This window comes from Acinetobacter sp. YH12138 (assembly GCF_015218525.1).
Classification (GTDB): domain Bacteria; phylum Pseudomonadota; class Gammaproteobacteria; order Pseudomonadales; family Moraxellaceae; genus Acinetobacter; species Acinetobacter amyesii.
Genome location: NZ_CP048670.1, coordinates 754340 through 774750 on the forward strand (window position 1 = coordinate 754340; position 20411 = coordinate 774750).

The 20411-nt window shown below is 38.8% G+C and carries 17 protein-coding genes; 11 read left to right on the top strand and 6 right to left on the bottom strand.

Annotation, left to right across the window (positions count from 1 at the left end):
* Positions 1-110 precede the first annotated feature (110 nt).
* Complete coding sequence (locus G0029_RS03560; RefSeq protein WP_180107332.1) at positions 111-734, top strand: LysE family translocator; 624 nt, start codon at positions 111-113, stop codon at positions 732-734.
* A gap of 54 nt (positions 735-788) precedes the next feature.
* Here the strand turns inward: G0029_RS03560 and G0029_RS03565 are convergent, their stop codons facing one another.
* Positions 789-1145, bottom strand: coding sequence for a hypothetical protein (locus G0029_RS03565; protein ID WP_067764607.1), 357 nt, complete (start codon positions 1143-1145; stop codon positions 789-791).
* Positions 1146-1477: 332 nt separating this feature from the next.
* On the opposite strand from G0029_RS03565, the gene G0029_RS03570 reads away from it, so the two are divergent.
* Positions 1478-2260, top strand: a complete 783-nt coding sequence (locus G0029_RS03570) for a restriction endonuclease (protein ID WP_180107334.1) — start codon at positions 1478-1480, stop codon at positions 2258-2260.
* 119 nt (positions 2261-2379) lie between these two features.
* On the opposite strand, the gene metG is transcribed toward G0029_RS03570, so the two are convergent.
* Positions 2380-4437 carry a methionine--tRNA ligase gene (gene metG, locus G0029_RS03575; RefSeq protein ID WP_180107338.1) on the bottom strand — a complete coding sequence of 686 codons (2058 nt, stop codon included), beginning with the start codon at positions 4435-4437 and terminating at the stop codon, positions 2380-2382.
* Positions 4438-4608: 171 nt separating this feature from the next.
* On the opposite strand from metG, the gene G0029_RS03580 reads away from it, so the two are divergent.
* The gene (locus G0029_RS03580) at positions 4609-5403 is read left to right on the top strand and encodes a hypothetical protein (RefSeq protein ID WP_180107404.1); all 795 of its coding nucleotides are present in this window, start codon (positions 4609-4611) and stop codon (positions 5401-5403) included.
* A 278-nt stretch (positions 5404-5681) separates the two neighbouring features.
* Positions 5682-6080, top strand: a complete 399-nt coding sequence (locus G0029_RS03585) for a hypothetical protein (protein ID WP_111884912.1) — start codon at positions 5682-5684, stop codon at positions 6078-6080.
* A gap of 49 nt (positions 6081-6129) precedes the next feature.
* Here the strand turns inward: G0029_RS03585 and G0029_RS03590 are convergent, their stop codons facing one another.
* Complete coding sequence (locus G0029_RS03590; protein WP_111884913.1) at positions 6130-6468, bottom strand: hypothetical protein; 339 nt, start codon at positions 6466-6468, stop codon at positions 6130-6132.
* Positions 6469-6814: 346 nt separating this feature from the next.
* Here G0029_RS03590 and apbC point away from each other — a divergent pair, with 346 nt between their 5' ends.
* Positions 6815-8083: an iron-sulfur cluster carrier protein ApbC gene (gene apbC / locus G0029_RS03595; protein WP_180107339.1), complete on the top strand. Its 1269-nt coding sequence runs from the start codon at positions 6815-6817 to the stop codon at positions 8081-8083.
* Positions 8084-8584: 501 nt separating this feature from the next.
* Here apbC and G0029_RS03600 read toward each other — a convergent pair.
* From G0029_RS03600 to G0029_RS03610, 3 genes are read right to left on the bottom strand one after another with little or no spacing between them, the layout of a single operon-like run.
* Positions 8585-10597 carry a TRAP transporter permease gene (locus tag G0029_RS03600; protein ID WP_180107340.1) on the bottom strand — a complete coding sequence of 671 codons (2013 nt, stop codon included), beginning with the start codon at positions 10595-10597 and terminating at the stop codon, positions 8585-8587.
* Positions 10594-11088 (bottom strand): DUF1850 domain-containing protein, encoded by a 495-nt coding sequence (locus tag G0029_RS03605; RefSeq protein ID WP_227591861.1) that lies wholly within the window; start codon positions 11086-11088, stop codon positions 10594-10596. Before G0029_RS03605 ends, G0029_RS03600 begins: the two co-directional genes overlap by 4 nt.
* Positions 11066-12073 (bottom strand): TAXI family TRAP transporter solute-binding subunit, encoded by a 1008-nt coding sequence (locus G0029_RS03610; protein ID WP_180107342.1) that lies wholly within the window; start codon positions 12071-12073, stop codon positions 11066-11068. The genes G0029_RS03605 and G0029_RS03610 overlap by 23 nt, the downstream gene beginning before the upstream one ends.
* A gap of 436 nt (positions 12074-12509) precedes the next feature.
* Here G0029_RS03610 and G0029_RS03615 point away from each other — a divergent pair, with 436 nt between their 5' ends.
* From G0029_RS03615 to G0029_RS03640, 6 genes are all read left to right on the top strand, one after another.
* Positions 12510-13103 carry a LysE family translocator gene (locus G0029_RS03615; RefSeq protein ID WP_180107344.1) on the top strand — a complete coding sequence of 198 codons (594 nt, stop codon included), beginning with the start codon at positions 12510-12512 and terminating at the stop codon, positions 13101-13103.
* 112 nt (positions 13104-13215) lie between these two features.
* Positions 13216-13785, top strand: coding sequence for a dCTP deaminase (dcd, locus tag G0029_RS03620; protein WP_005008040.1), 570 nt, complete (start codon positions 13216-13218; stop codon positions 13783-13785).
* 244 nt (positions 13786-14029) lie between these two features.
* Positions 14030-16090 (top strand): hypothetical protein, encoded by a 2061-nt coding sequence (locus tag G0029_RS03625; protein ID WP_180078182.1) that lies wholly within the window; start codon positions 14030-14032, stop codon positions 16088-16090.
* Positions 16091-16100: 10 nt separating this feature from the next.
* The gene (locus tag G0029_RS03630; RefSeq protein ID WP_067764582.1) at positions 16101-16790 is read left to right on the top strand and encodes a hypothetical protein; all 690 of its coding nucleotides are present in this window, start codon (positions 16101-16103) and stop codon (positions 16788-16790) included.
* A gap of 30 nt (positions 16791-16820) precedes the next feature.
* The gene (locus G0029_RS03635) at positions 16821-19001 is read left to right on the top strand and encodes a DUF6160 family protein (protein WP_180107346.1); all 2181 of its coding nucleotides are present in this window, start codon (positions 16821-16823) and stop codon (positions 18999-19001) included.
* Between the two features lie 50 nt (positions 19002-19051).
* Positions 19052-20353, top strand: coding sequence for a hypothetical protein (locus tag G0029_RS03640; RefSeq protein WP_111884918.1), 1302 nt, complete (start codon positions 19052-19054; stop codon positions 20351-20353).
* Positions 20354-20411 lie beyond the last annotated feature (58 nt).

The window sequence follows — 20411 nt, forward strand, 5'->3', positions numbered from 1 at the left end:
ATTTATAGTGAAAAATTTGGTCAATTAAAATAAACACTGCAAATTATAGGGAGAAATTCAGAGATTCTGTCTGTAAAATTGCCACGAATTTAAGTGAAAATGGTGTGACAGTGGAATCATTTTGGATATTAGGCTCGATTGCGGCAGCACTATTACTTGGTGCAATGAGCCCGGGGCCAACGTCAATTTATGTGGCGAAGAATTCCATTGCGATTTCACGTAAACACGGTTTATTTACTGCACTTGGTACAGGATTGGGCGCTGCAATATTTGGGCTTTTAGCGGTATTGGGTTTGCAGGCATTTTTATTGGCTGTACCTTCCGCATATTTGGCTTTAAAAATTTGTGGTGGTTTATACCTGCTTTGGATGGCATTTAAAATTATAAAACATGCCAAAGAACCGATTGAAGCTGGTGATGCCAGCAGCTCGCAGATGTCACTCCGTCGTGCCTTTACGACTGGTTTAATTACTCAGTTGTCGAATCCTAAAATTGCAATTGTGTTAGCCAGTATTTTTACGGCACTTTTACCGAAAGAGATTCCGACGTATTTTTACTTTGTACTGCCAGTTTTGTGTTTCTTTATCGATGCAGGGTGGTGCTCATTGGTCGCTGTGGCTTTGTCAGCAGAAAAACCACGTAAAATCTATTTGAAGTTTAAAGCGGGTTTTGATCGGGCAGCTGGGGCAGTGATGACAGTGCTGGGTTTAAAGTTGATTTTTGGGATGAAGTGATTGAACTTAGCTCTCTAAAAAAGCCTCTTTGATAGAGGCTTTTTTTATGCAGTCTTATTTGTTGCATTCTGGTTGTGAACGGTCAATAACTTGTGTACCTTCAACGCGATAGCCAATTTGACCAACAAGGAATGCTTGGTTTAGTTGAGTGATAACAACGTCTGAAAGTGCAACTGCACAGCGGTCTTTTTCGATAGCACGGTCAATTGCTGTTTTGAAATTTGGAATACCTAGTGGGAATAACACAACTGGTACTTTATCTTCACCAGTAACGCGCTGACCTTTTACGAATTGATTTGAGTTTAAATTATAATTTTTTGTAGAAGCTACAGTCATATCCGCCATACGGATTGAACAGCCAGTGAAAGCCACTGTCGAAACTGCTAGTGCTGCAACCAATAATTTTTTCATGTTGTACCCCTAAGATTAATAAATTATAAAAAGCGAGCACATTTTATATAAAGATAGTGAAATATCAATAAATTAAATTTACTTTAATTTAAATAAGTAGTTTTTTCACAGAGTGATTTATCCATATTTTAGTTTTAGCTCTTTTTTAGCATAGTGAATGCTTAAAGCTTTATAGTAGTTTGGAATGAATGGTTTCATGGGTCACAATGAATTTTCCCTCTCCTTTTAGGAGAGGGTTAGGGAGAGGTATATATTTGAAAGAGTTAAAATTTGTATGCGGGTTTGATTAAAAAATATAATCTATAGTAGTACATATTTAATAAATTGAAAAAATGGCGAAAGATTGGTTTGATTTTCAGGAAAAAATAGCACAGCATTTTCGTAGTCTAGGAGTAAAGGCTGTTACCAATGAGACTATTACTGGTGTTCGAACCGAACATGATATTGATATTTATGTTACTTCTAAATATTTAGGTACAAATATCAAATGGGTGATAGAAGCAAAATATTGGAAAACAAAAGTTCCAAAAGAAAAAGTTTTAGCCCTACGCACTATAGTCGATGATATTGGAGCAGATAAGGGTTTTATTATCTCACAAATTGGTTTCCAATCTGGTGCAATAGAGGCTACTAAAAATACAAATATTGAACTCTACACTTTAGATGAATTAATTTTTAAAACTAAAAGTTATATTCAAAATGAAATTTTAGAAACATATATTCAAAGAGCAAGGCTACTTGAAATAAGGTATTTTTCACATGAAAAATCTATACGAAAAGAATATGGATTAAGAGAAGAAATTTATGACACTACAAAGTTCTCAGTTGCTTGGTTATTGTTAACAATATTTGACGTATTAACAAAAGCTAAAAATAATTTGTATCCAATTGACTTAAGAACACATTTAATTGAAAAGGTTGGACATGATTTAGCAGAAGATTTTATTGAATTAGTTCAATGGTTAAACTTGAATCTTAATTGGTTGGATCAAAAGCTATTAAATGCTGAATATCACATGATAATGGATGGTGTTTTTAAGCCATCTTTAGTTGAACCTAAAGCAGATCAAGAAGCTATATATGAATTAATTCAAAATATTAGAACTAATGAATAAAATCATCTCAAATTTATAAGAAGACCTCTCCCTAACCCTCTCCTAAAAGGAGAGGGAACTTTTAGGCATAAAAAAAGCCCCTACAACGTAGAGGCTTTTTCCAATCTTAATCTTAAAAGTTAAGACACTTTATCACCAGCTTTAGCACCAGTTTCAGGTGAAATCACCCAAACACCATCGCCATTACCCGCAGCTAATACCATACCGTTAGAAATACCAAAACGCATCTTACGCGGTGCAAGGTTAGCTACCATGACCACCAATTTGCCTTTAAGGTCTTCAGGTTGGTAAAACTCACGGATACCGCTAAATACGTTACGCGGTTCAGCTTCACCAACATTTAAAGTCAATTGAAGCAGTTTATCCGAACCTTCGACGTGAGCAGCTTCAAGAACTTCAGCCACACGCAAGTCAACTTTCATAAAGTCTTCGATACCGATAATTTCAGCTTCGCCGACTTTAGGCTCAGGTTTCTTTTCAGCTTTCTTCTCTTTTTTCTTCTCAGCTTTTGGTGCTTCCGCAGGTGCAGCTAAAGAGTCTTTAGACGCATCAACCATAGCAGCAACAGCTTTGGGATCTACACGCTGCATCAATGGTTGGAATTGAGCAATTTCATGATCCACCAAAATCGTTTTACCAGACGCAAAGTCGAAAGATTCTAATTTTAAGAAGCTTTGAACTTCTGCTGCCAAGGTAGGAAGTACTGGTGCAAGGTAAACAGCCAATTGACGGAATAGGTTAATACCAACAGAACATACGTCGTGAACTTGTTGTTCTTCACCTTCAATTTTCGCTAAAGCCCAAGGCTTTTTCTCGTCGATATATTGGTTGGCTTTGTCCGCAAGCGCCATGATTTCACGGATGGCTGCAGAGAACTCACGTGCTTCATATTGAGCAGCGATTGAAGCGCCTGCATCAATAAAGCTTTGTACCAATTCAGGCTCTGCACACGTTGCAGAAAGTTTGTTATCAAATTTAGTATTGATGAATTTCGCACAACGACTTGCGATGTTGACCACTTTACCCACTAAGTCAGAGTTTACTTTCTGAACGAAATCATCAAGGTTCAAGTCAGAATCTTCAACTTTGTCAGAAAGCTTAGATGCAAAGTAGTAACGTAAATATTCAGGGTTTAAATGCTCTAAGTATGTTTCCGCTTTAATGAACGTACCGCGAGATTTAGACATCTTCTGACCATTTACAGTCAAGAAACCGTTGACGAATAAGCTTGTTGGGGTGCGGTAGTTTGCACCTTCAAGCATTGCAGGCCAGAACAACGCGTGGAAGTAAACGATGTCTTTACCAATGAAGTGATACACCTCATTTTTAGAATCTTTTTTCCAGTAGTCTTCAAAGCTTAGGTCAGGACGTTTAGTCTTGATGTAGTTTTCAAAGCTCGACATATAGCCGATCGGTGCATCTACCCAAACGTAGAAGTATTTGTTTGGCGCATCAGGAATTTCAAAACCGAAGTAAGGCGCATCACGTGAGATGTCCCAATCAGACAGACCTGCTTCAAACCATTCATCGAGTTTGTTGGCAATTGACACAGGCAGACGGCCTTCGTCTCTTGTCCATTTTTGCAGGTATTCACCAAAGTTTGGCAGTTTAAAGAAGTAGTGATCTGAAGATTTTTCTACAGGTGTCGCACCGCTCAAAGTCGATTTTGGATTGAGTAATTCAGTTGCGTTGTAGGTTGTACCACATACTTCACAAGAGTCGCCGTATTGGTCTTCCGCTTTACATTTCGGGCATGTACCTTTAATGAAACGATCCGACAAGAACATTGCTTTTTCAGGGTCAAACAATTGCGTCACAGGGCGTACTGCAATGTTGCCCGCTTCACGGTTTTTGATATAAATCTCAGAAGCACGTGCTTGGTTTTCAGGGCTATTAGTTGAGTCGTAATGGTCAAAGTCAACTCTAAAGCCAGCAAAGTCACGTTCATGTTCTTTTTGCACATTGGCAATTTGCTGTTCAGGCGAAATACCATTGGCTTCCGCACGTAGCATAATCGCTGTGCCGTGAGCATCATCCGCACATACATAAGTCACGTTATGACCCATTGCACGCATGGCACGAACCCAAATATCAGCTTGGATATAACCGAGTAAATGACCCATATGAATTGGGCCATTCGCGTATGGAAGGGCGTTAGTAACTAAAATATTACGCACGGATATGACTCTCTCATTCGTATTTATGTAATGGGCTGTAATTTTACATGAGATAGCCAGTACTTGCACAAGGGAATAGGTGAAATCTTTGCAAAAGTAAAAAAATCTATATTGCTGACACAATTACAGTGATAATAGGGCATAACTGTGATGCCTAAGAGTAACAAGCCCATGTATGAAGATGACTATGAAGACGATCAGCCAATCACTCGTATTCCTCAAAATGAACAGCGTCATAAATTGGGGCATCACATTATTAAAGATGCGCAGCAATATTTAGAACAGATTTCTGCAGATGAGCATGCCTTACTGATTCAAACCCTGCGTCATTTGGCACAAGATGAGCCTTATTTCGATATTTTGGCCGATGAACTAGATCAGCCTATAGAAATGAAAGTAGCGAATGATGCTTTAAATTTATTGTATTTTTGGCAACTGCTTCATCAACATGAAGATCAAAAACAGTTTCATTTACTCGATGCGATTAACACCGAGTTTTTTCAGACAGAAATGTTGAAAGCCTTTGATGCCTTAGAGATTGGTGAAAATAAAGCGCAACGTCGTTTGGTTCTACTTGAAGCTTTTAAACTGTATAAGCTGAATTTCCATGCCGGTTGTATCCCTGTCTTGTATGCACAGTTAGAAGGCATTTTAACGGATGTACTGATTCAAACGGGCTTTTTAAAGCAGAGCGGTACCAAGTTTGTCGATGTATATAAAATTGTACCCGGTCTAAAAGGCAGTGAAATTAAGAGTCTTTGGCATAAAGCAAAAATTGCCAATGAGTTGAATCCGTATTTTGCCGAATTGGCGGCCTATCAAATGGATAGCAGTTCAACAGTTGCGATGACGCGCCATAATATTTTACATGGAACAGAGCTTACCCATTTCAATCAAGGTCGTAGCTTTGTACTCTTTATTTGGTTATTTGCAGCAGTTAGTTTTATGAGCACAGTCAGCAAATAATCTTTTTATGTAGCGGTAAAGTGCGTGATTAGGGGCTTTACCGTTATTCCTTTTGCTTAATTTAGATTGATGAATATCAATACAATAAAAATAGCCTTTATATTTTTCAATGATTTAATACATTTAAACTCGGATCAATTTTAAATCCTAAACTTATGCCAAAAAGCATAAATGCAACGTCATGTAGCTCAATTGTTTCTAAATGCATATTTTTAAGGTCATCCCGTCAAAGCACGTTATAACTATTGTTAGACAATAACAGAGAAGAGGCGAGAACGATGACAACTGAAAATAAAATTGATCAATTGAAAGATAAAGCGTCAGAATTGGGTGATGATCTAAAGCTCAAAGCCAAAGAAGCTCAGCTTGAAGGTGAAAAAGCCCTCGATGGTGCAAAGCATAAAGCTGAAGAGTTAAAACTCGAAGGCGAAAAAGCCTTAAATGATGCCAAGCATGAACATACCGAGCAGAGTAATGAAGCCAAAGATAAATTTGAGCATCTCAAGGCTGAAGCCAGTCACAAATTAGATGAAGCCAAAGTCAAAGCCGCCGAACTTAAACATGAGGCTGTCGAAAAATTTGATGAACTCAAAGTGCAGGCGACAGAGAAATTTGACGAGTTAAAAAAGAAAGCCACTGACACACTGAATAAGTTTAAAAAAGATGATCAAGCTTAATTGGGGCTGATCAAAAAAGCCGTTCTATCAAGAGCGGCTTTTTTAGGATTCATTGTTTTAATCCATCTAAATTTTCAGTCTTAATATTTTTGACTTGATCATCGACTACGGTAATCACATAGCGCATATTGGCAATTTCATAGGTGTAATCTACCGCTAGTTTCGCAGGCAGATTTTTCTCTTGCAGCGGATAAGACACCATTTTCATCGGAGATGCTTGCATACGCGAGCGCATGAGATCGATGCTATCACCAATCGCTACAGTTTGTCGGTCAGGTGTTTGAATGGCTTCAGTTGCAATTTCTGCATAGGCTGCTGAAGTCAGGAGCATCAAGGCACATAAAGTCGTTTTATAAATATTCTTCTTATAGATAGTCTGCTGATACATAGTTTTCCCCATTTTTAAAATTAAAAGCACAAAATGTGCCTTTAGATTGCACATCCATCGCTATGATTATTCTGTTGAAACGATTGAAATATAAACTGAAATTACGCTGTAAAAGTATGGTTGATATGTAATCAATTTAAAATTTATTGGCTTTGGTTTAGCCGCATAGATCAACTATAAGGGCATTTTAAGTGGCACACGCTTGAAAACTTGCTTGAAAGCTGACTAAATTAATCAACTTTATAAGCTTATAGGGATAAGTCATTCATCTCCCTCTTACTCTGGGGCAGATGAACAGGTAAACTATCGCTATTATCTTTTGATTTTCCTGTTTGGAGACAACATAATGTCGTGGCTTTCTTCTCTAAAATCTGTGTTTTCACCCTCCCAAGAGGTGAAAGAAGAGGAAATCCAACAGGTTTTACAAAACTATGTACTTCCCAATTCAAAAAATGCCTTAAAAGACCGTATTACACAGGTGAATGTGCAAGGTCAGATCTTACAGATCACGATTAATACCTTTCCTTCAGAAGCCGATGACTTGCAAAAAATCCATGATGATTTGGCTGATGCATTGGAAAAATGTGGCATCACAGAATTAAATATGCACGTGATTCAGCAAAAGACTGGACATACATCGGGTGGTTGCGGTCATTACCATGCAGAAGACGAAAGCTGTTCTAGCCAAGAAAAAGCTGAAAGTTCAGCAGCAAAAAGCCAGTTACCTCCAGTTGTGGATGCGTCTGCGAAAACACCCGAAGCACCTGCCGAAGTTGATCCGAATAACCCACCGATTCAAAAAGCCGCTCCACAACAGCGTGATGTACCGAAACACCCACGCATTCAAAATGTCATTTTGGTGTCATCTGGTAAAGGTGGTGTGGGTAAATCGACCACCACTGTGAATTTGGCGCTTGCATTACAACAGCTGGGTTTAAAAGTTGGGATATTAGATGCAGACATCTATGGTCCAAGTATTCCAACGATGCTTGGTAACGCAGGCCGCACGCCGATGATTGAAGCTGAGCAATTTGTTCCTATCGAAGCATATGGTATGGCTGTGCTTTCAATTGGTCACTTAACAGGTGATAACAATACGCCAGTGGCTTGGCGTGGGCCGAAAGCGACAGGGGCGTTAATGCAGCTCTTTAACCAAACTTTATGGCCTGATCTGGATGTATTGGTCATTGATATGCCACCAGGTACAGGTGATATTCAGTTGACGCTTGCACAGCGTATACCGGTGACAGGTGCTGTGATTGTGACGACACCACAAAACGTTGCATTAATGGATGCGACCAAAGGCATTGAGTTGTTTAATCGTGTACACATTCCCGTGATGGGCGTGGTTGAAAATATGTCGACCCATATTTGTTCGAACTGTGGGCATGAAGAGCAAATCTTTGGCACAGGTGGTGGCGACCAACTTTCAGCCCAATACGACATTCCACTCTTAGGCCGTTTACCGCTGAACGTACAAATTCGTGAAAATGCCGATGCAGGGAAACCGTCCGTGATTGCTGGTGATGATGCTGCTGAAAGCTACATGGCGATTGCACAAAAAGTTGCAGATGCATTACCTCAGGCTGAAAAAGATAAAAACCGTATTTTCTAAGGGTGAACTGAAATTTAAGTTGATCGTATTAAAATCTGGCCTCGTGCCAGATTTTTTATAACGTGGTATTGGGAGTGTTTGAAAATTATGAGTACTGAACTTTAGACATTCAACGATGTCTATGAATTACACATCTAAAAAACGATTTGCACAATTTCTTATTTTTCCTGCGATTATAAGCCGTCTGCCAAGGATAAAATTCTTGAGGCATATCAAAGGATGTCGCGTTTGTACTTAGTTTTTACAAAATAGCTTTCACGATATTTCTATTATTTTGGCTAGGATCAATTCTTTGAACGGCAGTAACTGTACAAACGCATTGTGTCTTAGATTTTTTGCCAAATGTCCTCTGTTACAAGGGGCTTAGCATTGAAAAAATATAGAGGAACAAATAATTTTAAATATTATTTGAAGTCATTAAAACCCACCCATCAAATGAGGGTACGCCTTAGTCTAAGAAATTAAAAAGCCCGGTAATTACCGGGCTTTTTAATTGGTTTTTTAGGAGGAAAGAGACGGGTTTGCTTTACGTTTAGCAGTGATAATATTCACCGTAATTGCGATGATGACCATGATAATGCCTACAATATCTGTAATGGTTTCTGGAATAATCATACACAGCGCACCCACACCTAAAAAAATACGCCAGAACCAGTTGAGATAAGTCTTGAAATAACCTTCAACTGCGGAGCCTAAAGCGAGAATTCCTATCACTGAAGTGACAGTAATACTCACTATAGTTGTCCATGCAGGAAAGGCAAATTCTCGAGCATTGACTGCAACATTGGTGGTATCAATCATCAGCATGGCAGGGTTATAAACGAATAAAAATGGAACAATAAAACCAGCAAGAGATAGTTTTAAGGCCTGAAACCCAGTGCGCATTGGATCACCGCCTGCAATTCCTGCGCCCGCAAAGGCGGCAAGGGCAACTGGTGGGGTGATGTTTGCAAATAAACCAAAATAGAACACAAACATATGCGCGACTAATACAGGGATATCAAAGTTTGCGAGTGCTGGTGCTGCCATGGTGGCAGTAATGATATAGGCCGGAATAGATGGAAGCCCCATGCCTAAAATCATCGATGCAATCATGGTTAAAAATAAAGTGAGAAAGAGACTACCTGCACCTAAACTCATAATTGAAGAAGTCATTACTGAACCAAAACTTGTCAGACTTACTACGCCGATAATAATACCAACGACAGCACAAGCAGCCATCACAGATAATGATTGTTTGGCTCCATCAACGAGCGCATCTAAAATATCTTTTACACCCATTCGTGTTGATTTTCTTAAAGCTGCTACAAAGATGGTCAGGACGATGGTGTAGACAGCAGCATAGCTCACAGGAATATTTTGAAATAAGAAAAAGACCAGTGCCAAAATTGGAATAAGTAAATGTCCACGCTCTTTTAGAACTTCTTTTACTTTAGGTAAATCAGCTTTAGGTATGCCTTTCAGATCATCTTTACCCGCACGGAAATGAACTTGAGCCATGACGCCAAGGTAATACAATAAGGCAGGTAATAATGCGGCTAGTGCAATCGTGCCATAACTCACGCCAGTTGTTTCGGCCATAATGAAGGCACTCGCACCCATGACTGGCGGCAAAATTTGTCCACCGACGGATGCACTGGCTTCAACGGCACCAGCAAAATTCTTGTGATAACCAATTTTTTTCATCAATGGAATGGTAAATGAGCCTGTGCCAACAACATTGGCAACAGCAGTTCCATTAATACTGCCCATAAATCCACTTGAAATTACAGCAACTTTGGCAGGACCACCTTGTTTATGACCCGCCAATGCCATGGCAAGATCATTGAACAATTTCCCCATACCTGATTTTGCAAGAAAAGCACCAAAAAGGATAAATAAGAAAATAAAAGTGACGGATGCACCAATTGCCGAAGAATATAAGCCTTCGGTTTTTAAATACATATGTCCGAAAATGTCGCTGATGGTATAAGGGCGAGTAATTAATCGATCTGGCAACCAATCAAAGTGACTGATAAATGTATAGGTCAGGAAAATTAAACTTAAAATGGGCAGCATCCACCCCATGACCCGGCGAGTTGCTTCTATGACTAATACCACACTCATAATTGCAAACGCGATATCTAAGGTATTTGGAATACCACCTCGAGTGGTCATAATAGATTGATATTCTTTCCATAAATATAAAAAACTGAAGATGGAAAGCAAAGCCAAGAACCAATCGAGAAGTGAAATATGCTGTCGGGAGCTTGTTTGACGAGCTGGATAGAGTAAAAAAATGAGTGCTAGGCCAATAGCGACATGGGCTGCACGCTGTATTAACTCAGGTAAAGGATTAAACGTAATAAATAAATGAAATAATGAATAAAAGATCGCTACAAATGCAACAAAGTAGGTAACAGATTTGCTCATATTGATTCGAGTAACAGATTCCCGATCAAATTTTTCTAATATGGCTTGTTGTTGTTTCTCATCGAGTTGTTCTAATACAACTTTATCTTCTTTGGAATTCATAGGCATTCTCCAATCCACCAAGACTTCCATTTGGGTTGATATTGAACCGAGATGTTGACCAAACTATAGTCTGGGTAACTTTGAAAAATAGACCAAATTTTTTGGTCAGCGAGGATCGTGCCTTGCATATTTCTAGAAATCACCCAGTTGATTTCATCTATATTTTGATTGACCCGCATTCTAATCACACCATTTTTTTGAAACTCAATGGGATAATTTGAGGGTGTACCTGCACCAAATGAAATCAAATCGGTGTGGCGCAGTAAAAACTTATTCTTTTGACGCTGATATTGTTCAGACCAAGCCGTCTTTTCTACTGAATGCTTCCACTGTAAATCAAATTGATCAGTTGAAATTTTGCATATATCAGTTTCAACTCTAACCTGCGTATACAGTGTTGGATAGCTAGCATAGATTAAGAAGAACAATATAAAAAATGCAGTATAAACTGCATTTTTTTGAAGCTTATTATTTTTTAGCCACTTCATCATAGTAGCGTTTCGCGCCTGGATGTAGAGGCGCTACAAGGCCTTGTTGAGCACCTTCAAGCGTGATTTCTGTTGCTGCTTGGTGTGAAGTTGCCAATTGAGGCAAACTGTCAAAGAAAGTTTTTGTTAGTTTGTAGACATCATCATCCGATATATCTGTGCGAACAACTAATGCATTTTTAATTGCGGCAGTTTGAATGTCCGCAGTATTGCCATATGTGCCTTTTGGAATAATCATCGGTAAGAAATAACTTTGATCTTTAGCTATTTCTTTGACTTTATCTGCATTGATTGAAACTAACTGTAGATCAAAGCTTTGTTGAAGTTCCATGAGTGATGAATTTGGAATGCCACTAGTCAGGAATGCTGCATCAAGCTTGCCACCTTTTAAAGCATCAGCGGCTTCAGCATAGCCTAAATAATCAACTTTAATATCTTTATAGGTGATTCCAAAACCATTCAACAGTGTGCGTGCATTTACTTCTACACCTGAATTTTGTGCACCCACAGCGATACGTTTACCTTTCAAATCTTCGATATTTTTGATCCCTGATTTTTTAGAGGTTACGATTTGTACGTAGTTTGGATAAAGCGCTGCGACTTGGCTGACATTCTCAACTTTACCATTTGCGAAACTTCCTGCTCCGTTCAGTGCTTCTGTTAAGCTGTCACTCATAACAAATGCCATTTCAACTTTATTCTGTTTGAGAAGGTTTAAGTTTTCGACTGATGCACCTGTAGTCTGAGTCTTAGAATTTACACCAAAAGTTTTGTTATAAATTTCTGCAAGACTCGTCCCAATCACATTGTAAGGTCCTGATGCTCCGCCAGTTGCAATGGTTACGAACTTAGTTTGAAGTTGGTTAGATGTAGCTGTTTCTGCGCTTTTTCCTTCCGTGGTATTTTTTGAAGTAGATTGATCATTTGAGCAAGCAGTAATACACGCCAAAGTAACCGAGAGTAACGTGAGTTTTGTCCATTGGTTCATAGAAACGTCCTTTTACACATAAATTTTGAATATTGATTTGATGAGTTTTAATTTTAATTTCCACTACTCAATTGAACATAACTTAATCAATTATTTTTGAAAAGTATTTTTTTTTGATTTTTTAGTCTCCAATAAATAATGGTTATGCGTAAGAATGGCATGGAGCTATATCGTTTATTTTAATAATATTTTGTCACGTGTAAAAACTGTAGGGTATACATGGAATCATGTGAAATTTCTTTTATAAATATAAGTTCAAGATATTTCTTTGAATTGTAAGGTGCTCTGAATGACTGTTCAGCTAAGGTTTTGTTTTTCTATTTAAGTTACTGAATTTATAATTAAATAAGGAGTTTTTTATAAGCATTTCTATTTTTTATTTTGCTAATACGAAACAACTGAATTAATCTTCGCGGATTAAGTTTGAGGTCAAAGTATGATTTCATGGTTTTTTATTGGTCTAGTTATCAGTATTTTGTTAACGCCAGGACCAACCAATACCTTACTCGCATCTTCGGGTATTCAAGTTGGGCTACGTAAATCATTCCGACTCATTCCAGCGGAAGCCTTTGGTTATCTTATTTCGATTAGCCTATGGGGTTTTCTCATTGGTAAAATTTCCGTCCATCTCCCTTTACTGCCGACCATTTTGAAATTGTTTAGTGCCGGCTATATTCTATTTTTGGCTATGCGATTATGGCGTACAGCAACTGGTGCTGAAAATTTTAATCAAAAGGGTATTCGTGCACGCGAACTCTTTGTTGCGACTTTATTAAATCCTAAAGCACTATTATTTGCATCCGCGATTTTTCCTGCATTGGCTTGGCAAAATGTGCAGTATTACGTAGCACACATGCTGATTTTCTTGCTGTTGATCGTTCCAATAGCATTCTTTTGGACTTTCCTCGGTTCAGTTTTGGCGTCGAATAAAATTAGTTGGCTCAATCAAGCCAATTTACAACGAACAGCGTCATTGGTCTTGGTTAGTTTTTCGATTCCACTGAGTTATTCTGCGATTTTAAAACTCTAAATTGATTTGAAAATGACTAAATCCGCTTAGTTCGGCAAAGCTTATTTTCATTAAGTCGGATTTCAGTTAAAGTACCACGCAATAATTGATTTAAGTTTTTGGATAGAGATAAATGGCTATTAAGTCTGATCGTTGGATTCGCGAAATGAGCGAAAAACACGGCATGATTGAACCGTATGCAGAAAACCAAGTCCGTTATGATGAAAATGGCGAAAAGCTTATTTCGTATGGCGTGTCGAGCTATGGTTATGACGTGCGCTGTGCTCGTGAATTTAAAGTCTTTACCAATGTTCATTCAGCAATTGTTGACCCTAAAAACTTTGACGATAAAAGCTTTATTGATATCGAATCAGACGTTTGTATCATTCCGCCGAACTCGTTTGCACTGGCACGGACAGTCGAATATTTCCGTATTCCACGTAATGTGTTAACCGTTTGTTTGGGTAAATCAACCTATGCGCGCTGCGGTATTATTGTCAATGTGACGCCTCTTGAACCAGAGTGGGAAGGTCACGTTACTTTAGAATTTTCGAATACAACCAACTTACCTGCACGTATATACGCGGGTGAAGGTGTCGCACAAATGTTGTTCTTTGAATCAGACGAAGTGTGTGAAACCTCTTATAAAGACCGTGGTGGTAAATACCAAGGTCAAACCGGTGTGACATTACCGAAAGCTTAATCCTTCGGATTGAGTTTAAAAAAGCGGGCGAATTAGCCCGCTTTTTTGTTGGGTCATTCATCGGAAAATAGACCATTCGGTGGGGAAGTTTTTGCAATTGAGTAATTATTCAGCATAATAAAAAGTTAAGTGACTGGTCTATCACAAGTCTCCATTTAAGGAATAAATGGACAATAACATCAAAGCCAGTTCTTAGGAATAAATATAAGAGAGATGCAGAGCATCTGATAAAAGGAAGGTCGAGATGACTCAATTCACCCAGGCTAAGTTATTCCGCCAGAGTTGCTTAGCAGCCGCAGTCAGCATTTTTGCTGCACCATCTGTTTATGCGCTTCAAGATTTATCAGATGAAGCACTTTCAGCCACAACTGGTGAAGGTGTTGCACTCACTTTAGAGAATTTCAAAATGGTCTTTCAAGGGCCAAATGACCGTTCTACGGCTTCTAGTTATGCGTCTGGTATGGTTGATCCTGGGAAAAACGATACAGGTTTTATTCGGATTATTCCTACAGGTGAAAACTATGAACAATTAGGGCAGCGTGCTTACGATAAAATCTACAAAGCAGCTTATGTTGATGCTTATCAGCAAGGCCGAGTTACGGGCTATAACGGTGTTTATGACTCCACTTTCTTAAGTTCTAAAAGCACCTATGAGACCAATAATGCTACACGTATTACCAATGAAACCATCGCAACATATTCAACAGAATATCGTGGCCGATTAGTACAGTCTTATCTTGAATCACCAACGATGAAGGCATATTACGATCAGCGTTATGCAGATTATTATGATGGTTCATCGGCTGGCTTATCTTTTGAAAACGATGGCACAACGAAAGAATCAATTACACCGTTCTTAAAAGAAAAGTCTCAAGCTGCCGCTTTAAAAAATACCTATGAAATGATTGAGTTACTATACGGTAACAATAGTACGGGTAATTTACCGACCACTTCGACATTTTATAAAAATTATGTCTCAGGAAAAATTACACGTTCAAATATTATTGATACAACAAAAGATGCTCAGTTAAATGCCAAAGCTGCAGAAACCCTCAATCAGTTGGCAACGGACTATGCCAAGCTTGAAGCTCAAAAGGCAAGCGATGCAGCATTAGCAACCGTGAAGAAAAATGCTGAGATTACAGCAAAACAAATTGCTTCGACTGCGACCGTATCGAGTCTCAGATCGAAAGCAGATGTCTTTATATATGGCTTAGCCCTGTCCAATAGCAAAGATAAAAATGGCAAAAGTTCATTAGCAACACGCTATACAGACCAAGGATTTAATTGGGGTACAGCAGAAAACCCATGGCTTTTCCATGCGGGGAATCAAGATGTTGAACAATTTGCGAAAGATAATAAGGGGAATGTTGGTTACTTAGCGATTGAGGCACCATTAAAGAAAATTGCGGCAGATGATGCATCTAACAACATCAAGCTTGGTTTGTGGATGGATGTATTTTCACGGTCTTTAAATTCAAGTAATGTCGTCGATCCGATTACCGGTGCGCCGACCAGTGGCTTAGATAAAGACTATCGTTTACGTACTCAAATTGTTGCGAATGGTTTGAGTTTTAATGGTTCACAAGTTCGAATTTTTCAAACCCTAAAATCAACAAATACCAACTATAACCAAACTTTAGGTTTAGCCAGTTTAATTCGTATTAATACCAATGATCGTGCTGAGTCACTGAGTATCAATGACGGTGATTTGGATGCTCGCGGTATGCGTATCAGTACAGCTGCACGCTCCGAACTGGATGATGGTACTGCAGCGACACCAGCGATGGATCGATCTGCAGCTCCAATCTTTCATGAAACTGAAGGTCTATATTTATATAGCCCAAATATCAATTTAGTTTTAGGAAATATGTATCAGCCCTTTATTGTGGGTTCAGAAGGTCGAAATATTATTCTGGAAGTAACTCGTATTCCAAATGTGCCTTCTATTTACAGTAAAATTTATACCTACTATACGGATATCCCGGGTAATACCACAGGTACATCGGGTTTAACCGCTGCTGACTTTAAAGGTTCAACCTGTAACGTCTATAGTTGTGGTACGGAGTTAAAAGCAAACTCTTCAGATGCGACAGCACTATATCAAGGGCGTAATGCAACACATAGTAGTATTGCAATCGGTACAGTAGAGCGCTTGCCTGGTAATCTGCTGAATGCAAAAAGTACGGATACGGCGACAGGTGTGGTCTTTAAAGGTGTCAATGGACAAAGCACGAATTTAGGATCTGTTGCCATAGATGGCGTATTGATTCAGCACTTAAAAATAAGAACAACAGGGCTGTAGGAGAAATTAAATGTATAAAATTTTATGCGCTGTTGTTTGTGCTGCACTGACACAAACTCATGCAGGCTTAGTGTCTATGGATAATACCGAACTCACTGCTGCAACCGGTCAAGGCGGTGCTGATCTCAGTTGGACACTTTCATTAAACCATCAATACGCCAATGATATGTCGAAAAACAACATTTCTATCATGGATGCGAATGGAAAAACGACTCAAGCTTTTTATGGATATCAATGTTCATCCAATGAGTTTTGTCGCTTAGCACTTGCGCCCAATAATCATGTGGATGCAAATGGTAATAAGAAATGGTTGGTGTTTAAACAGTTTCAAGGAACGTTACAGATCGATCAATTTTCACTAGATGGTGTGACGATTATCAATCGTGAAGGCAATCCACAAACGGCTATGCAGTTGACATTTTATGATGATAAACCATTAAAAATTAGAAATTTAGGTTTTGCTACGTTGGCGGTGGAAACAGGGACGACAGGTAAGGAAGGTTATGAAAATACCAGTACTTATACGACCTATACCGAAAAGAAAGCTGATGGAACAACTTCAACTTTAGCTGTGCCTGATTTTGATCGTGGTTCAGAACAAGGATTTATGGGTGTTAATGTGCATGGCAACATGCACATGAGTGGAAAGTTAAACATCTTCAGTTTTAACTGCACTGGAAATGGTGCAGGTCGCTGTTAATCAGCTTTGACTGAATATAAGGATATTGTGATGAAAAAAATAACAACTTTAACGGCACTCGCAACCAGTATTTTACTTGCTCAACACGCCTATGCTTTTGAAGCGATGACCGATGAAAGCTTGGGTGCAGTTACTGGCCAAGATGGTATTTCGATTACCCATGAAGTTTCTAGAGTCAAAGTTGATCAGTTAAATTGGGTTGACCCAACCGACCAAAATAAGATGAAAATGGGTTTGCACAATGTGCAAATAGATGGCGTTGGGCAAAGCACCATTACATCAAAATTAGATTTTGATGTCGGGACTACGGATGCTGGTGTAGGCATGCGTATAGCTGCGAGTGTCAGCCCATTTACGGCTGTTGCACAAAATATTATGTTGCTGTGTCAAGGTGCAACGTGCCAAACGCCTACACAAAATTTAGGTTCACTTACGATTGCAACATCTTCACCTTTAAAAGTATTACTTGAAACCAGTAATGGTCTATTTAACCGTAATGATACGGCATATATGGAATTTCAATTGCAAAATGCCAGTATTAGTCATGGTATGAATGGACATAGCGTAACCTTAAAGGACTTTAACTTTAACTTTGCTGGTTCAGGTTATATGTATGTCGCAGCTGATGAAGGCATTGTTCTCACCACAAAATCCACAGGGAGCAAAGACCATGCGGTCAATTTGGGGCGGGTAAAGGATACTTCAGATGTACATAGCTCACGTAGCGATGCCACAAACCCCGGCGTTAATATCGATTTACGCTACGGTACCGATGGTGGTGCACAGCGCAATTTAATTCGTATGGGAGCATCGGGTGCTGTCACTAATGCACGAGTTGCCTTAAATGCCAATCAAGAAGGAATTAAAGATTTTGGTCTAGCAACGAAAGCTTCAGGATATGAGTCCGTTGGTTCAGGTGGTTTACATTTAGGTGTGCGCGCGGATTTCACTTCAAAAGATGATCCGAGTCTTGTTGCAGGTCAAGCACCGACAACCTTAGAAATTGGCCATACGGGTATTGGTAGTTATGCCATTGAGTTTTCTAATTTAACGTCTTTAGTTGCTGATAAAAATGCCTATATTGATTTTGGCGATATTTATATCAATACCATTCAAGCAAAAAGCCTTGATTTTCTGGTAAATGATAAATTAAAAGCGACATTAGGTTTAACCAATAATGTTTTAACCCAGAATCTGTCAAATCAAACGGCGGGCGGAAATTTTGCACTAGTGGCGATTCGTGGTATGGATTTTCAGTCCATCGCGCGTACCGCACGATTTATTTCTGATAACTCAATTGCCGCAATTGCAAGTAATGACAACAGTTGGGGGATTGGTATCCCAATTTATAATATGAATGCCAACGTTGCATTATCAGAGAAAAAATACAGTTATAAAAATGCGGCTGAAAAATCAGGTATTGGCTATAACCTTGTAATGAGCACAGATGGTTATGGTGTTGATAAAAAAACAGGAACACCAAGTACAACTTCTATTATTTTGATTGATGGTAAAAAAGGTATTAATGGTCAAGAAGTCAATTATTATGCCGGCTTGCGAAACATCAATGCACTTATTCAATCTGATGGTGTGATTGGTTATGAAAATGATGGCATCTATGTACGTGCAGATAATTTATTGATTGCAGCTAATGCCGAGTTAGCGATTGGTCAACTTCCGGGTTCAACCTATAACTGTGCGACTACAGCTTCTGCCAAATGTGGGATTACAGTACCTTTAGATAATTTCTCTAAACGTGATGATGTGTTGACGAATATTGCGTTTAAACTCGATGGTAAAGGTGAGCTATTTATAGTACCGGGTCTAAATGACAGTGCAGAAAATAATTATTTATCTTTTCGTGGAAGCTTTGAATTTAAAGCATTAACAGATGCTGAAAAGAAAGATCAAAAAGTTATGGGAAGCTATTTAAGTTTGATGAATGAAGATGTAAATGCCAGCGGTGTCGTTTCAGCTTCAAGTATCAATATTAATAAAATGCAGGGTGATCTAGGCTTTGATGCTCGAATTAAAATGAAACAAGATTCGGTAGAGTTTGATAATCAGGTAAAATTCAATCCAACCAATAATATGTCTAAAGCGTTTCGTGCAGAAGTTTCGATGTTAACAAATGGCAATATGCAGAAGATGGCGGATATTGCCCTAACAGGTGGAACAATGCGAAGTACGATGGGGATTACTCCACGCTAGTAAAATTAAATCAATAACAAATAAATAAAATAACGAACAGGGAATTTGTTATGAAAAAGAAGTTAATCAGAGGTTTGATATTCTCGACATTTGCGATGAGTAGCTTATCTCATGCAATGATGGCTTTAGATGATGAAAGCTTATCAAAAGTTGATGGTCAAGCTTTACTCTCCATGGAATATACGCAGGGGTATAATTCTGTGGATGAGAGTGGACAAGCCGTTGACCAATCCAAAGTTGGCTTTTATAAACTTGGTTTGGAAGCTGAAATGGAGCTCAATGCCAATATTAAAAAGCTCCAATTGGGTTGTGGTGGTGCAAATGGCTCAGGTGCTTGTGATATTGATATTGATCATATTTCACTGAGTGGCTTGCCTGCAAATAGCAATTATACGTCGGATGAACGTGCGGCAACTTCAGCTTTGCTGACCAATCCTTTTATCGAAATTGCAATTAAAGATCCGAAATCAGCGGCAACACGTGAAGTGATGGGCTTTCGTTTGAGCGCTGAAAAAATTTCTGGATTAATGACATTAGGTACAGAAAATAGCAATACACCCAATGGTATCAATACCTTTAGTGGTTATATGAAAACAAAAGCGTCTGCGGGTGTTGCAACAACTGCCGAGCGTGTGATGGACTATGCTTCTACGCAGCAATACATTGAAGGGGCTGTTAAGGGGACATTATTTGGTGCTGAAGTTGATCTACCGCTTCACTACAAATCAGATAATTATTCTTTTAATTTAAAATCAACCACGGCTCCTTTTACGATTCCAGCCACTGTTGTAAGTGGGAATCGAATGACAGATGTACAGTTAAAGGGTACAGGAACTGTTGATCGTCTAGATTTTAGTGGTCCATTAGAAGCTCAAATCTCTTTACTCGGTTTAAACATTAATTTGAATAAAGATGTGACGGGGTATCTTACTGGGCTAAAAACCGATATTACGGTAAATCAAAGTTTAGGTTTGATTCACGCACTTTATCTAAATAACCCTGCTTCGCTATCTTTACAAGCTCAAAAAATACTCTGGCCTGGTGCTGCAGTCGCAGCAGAAAGAGGGTGGTGGCTGGCGATGGAAGATGAAGTTGATTTGGGCAGTATTACACCATCAGATAAAGTGGCGATTACGGATGAAGTATTGAAACAAACGATCGCCGGAATTAACCATGACCTAAGTACCAATGTTCGTAACTGTGGAGATTTACTCTTTGGTTGTGTTGCAGGTTCTTCTTTGGATGTTAAAGAGATTAAAAACCCGTCATTAATTGATTTCCCATTAACCAATTTAAAACTGTCTGGACAGGAGTTTCGTTCTAACTGCTTCGGCGGTCTGAAATTCTGTTAAGGCTTAAAATATTTCATATAAAAAATCCCGCACTTAGCGGGATTTTTTATGTTTAGCG